Below are 2,277 nucleotides of genomic sequence, written 5' to 3'. Positions count from 1 at the left end.
TGCAACGGCGAAAGTCGAGAAAAAAATACAGCAAGTGCCACAACAACCAGAGGTGAGAGAACATACTCAGACTCAACAAGAGTCAAAAGTTGATGATATTCTCAAACAAGCAAATGTTCTTTTTTCCCAAAGACGCTACGAAGATGCGCTTGCTATTTACAACCAAGCAGTGGAAATTCAGCCAAAAGACGCTGTTGCTTGGTTGAACAGAGGTATGGCTTTAGGGAGGTTGAAACAGTACAAAGATGCGATCGCCTCCTACGAACAAGCTTTGAAAATCAACCCAGAGTACCATCAAGCCTGGGTTGACCTTGGTGTAGCATTGGGATACTTACAAAAACACAAGCAAGCTTTTATTGCTTTCAAGAAAGCAACGCAAGTTAAGCCGGATGATGGTGTCGCATGGTTCAACAGAGCTCTTGCTTTGCAAGAAATGGAACGATATGAAGATGCGATCGCTTGTTTTGACAAAGCCATCAAACTCAAGCCTGAGTCTTACAAAGCCTGGAATAATCAAGGTTACGCTTTAGTAAGGCTAGGACAAGATGACGAAGCGATTGAATGTTTCAACAAAGCCCTGGAAATAAAACCAGATTACGCCAGTGCTTATTATAACAAAGCTGCTTGTTACGCACTGCAAAGAGAGGTTGAGTTAGCTTTAGAAAATCTGCAACGGGCAGTTGAGATTAATCCTGATTATAAGGAAGAAGCGGCAACTGACATAGATTTTGATGAAATTGCCTCTGATGAGCGTTTTCAGCAGTTTTTGAGCGGAATTTCAGCAGGAAACCCAACAGTAGCAGGTTGAAATGCAGGCTCATGGTTATTAGCATCGAAAAAATGGAGTGGATGTGAAGCAGCTTATCGAATTTCATTGATTTTGGCTGAATAGACCTCTTGCAAAAGTGAGATTTTACGAGATTCTGTTAAGAGTTAAGCGTTTAGAATTACCTGTTTCCTGTTCCCTGTTCCCTGTTCCCTACTTCTATTTGGATTAACAGACGTAGCGCCCTTTCTATAATGAGTTAGAAAACGAAAGATGATTGTTGAGCCAGAATTTGATAAAGAAACCTTTTTTGAAGCAGGCAGTCACGAAGATTTGTCTAAATTATTACGTGCTTGTGCTTACGCTCTTGAAAAAAAGATTTCACTTTATAATGCAATAGAAAAAATCGGAGTGAAATTTCAAATTCTCATGTGTTCTATCGTCAAAGATGAACAAGTCAACAATGAAGGGAAAATAGAAGAAGCTGAAGAGAAATTTTGTGAGAATTACGAGTTACAACATTTCATAGAGGATATTCCATACGGTGTTAGGCTGGCGTTTCTTGCAGCTGAATGCACAGCGAATTTAATTCGCTATGTAAGTATTTCGGAAAACGAAGAAAGTCGAATTTTGTATGAAAAGATAAAAAATAGTTTAGAAGAAGAGAACGTTTGAGCGATCGCTAACCACAACGATAATGTCCCATCCCCTTTATAAGGGGAGGGGAGGTTTTGGGGTAAGACAAAACCGGGGTGGGGTAAAGCCCGAATCGTGGGTCATATGACAAAAAACACTTTTAGGACTTACGCAGAAGAGATCCCCCAACCCCCTTAAAAAGGCAGGGCTGTTTCATTCCCTCAAAGGCTCATAATGTCAAGGGTTAATGTTAGCGCTGGTCCTTAATTTTCTGGATAAAAGTTAAATTTTCTGGATCCAAATATAGGTTTTCTATAACTTCTATCCCAAAAATTATCGCGCTACGTATTGACAAATCCTCTCTCCTTAACGAATGAAACAGCCCTGCTTAAAAAGGGGGCTTTTAAGATTCACCCCTTTTTAAGGGGAGCCAGTGCGTTGGGGAGAGCAGCGCCTTGCGGGGGTTCCCGAGCCACTGCGTTGGGCGGGTTTCCCGACTTGAAGCATGTGGCGTCCCGTTGTGGCGACTGCGGAGGGTTCCCCCCGTTGTAGCACCTGGCGGGGGCTAGGGGGGATCGAGGTTTCGAGTTTTCAGTGCGTAAGTCCTAACTTTGTCACAAAATCTTACAAATAAGCACTCTTTGCCTACAAAGCTGATATTAGTACTCAAGAAGCATAATTTTACTTATTGTAAAGTCTTTTTTCCAACCCCTTATTCAAAACTTGTAGGCTACTGAGGATAAAACCGGTGCGTCACCCATTCTTTTTGTTCACATTACCTCTTGCAACCGTATTCAGCTTTACCTATTTCACCGTAGCAAGAGCACAAATCACTCCTGATAACAGTCTCGGTGCAGAAAGTTCTGTTGTTGCTC

Annotated in this window: 2 protein-coding genes; both read left to right on the top strand. The window is 41.8% G+C overall.

Annotation, left to right across the window (positions count from 1 at the left end; all coding sequences use genetic code 11):
• Positions 1 to 808, top strand: an 808-nt coding sequence (locus AC5JM2_RS18355; protein ID WP_495836293.1) for a tetratricopeptide repeat protein, incomplete at its 5' end; no start/stop codon positions are given.
• Positions 809 to 1,039: 231 nt separating this feature from the next.
• Entirely contained in the window at positions 1,040 to 1,441 is a 402-nt protein-coding gene (locus AC5JM2_RS18350) for a hypothetical protein (RefSeq protein WP_495836292.1), read from the top strand.
• Positions 1,442 to 2,277 lie beyond the last annotated feature (836 nt).

The organism is Brasilonema angustatum, assembly GCF_059505445.1.
This window is presented reverse-complemented; position numbering and strand designations above follow the sequence as displayed.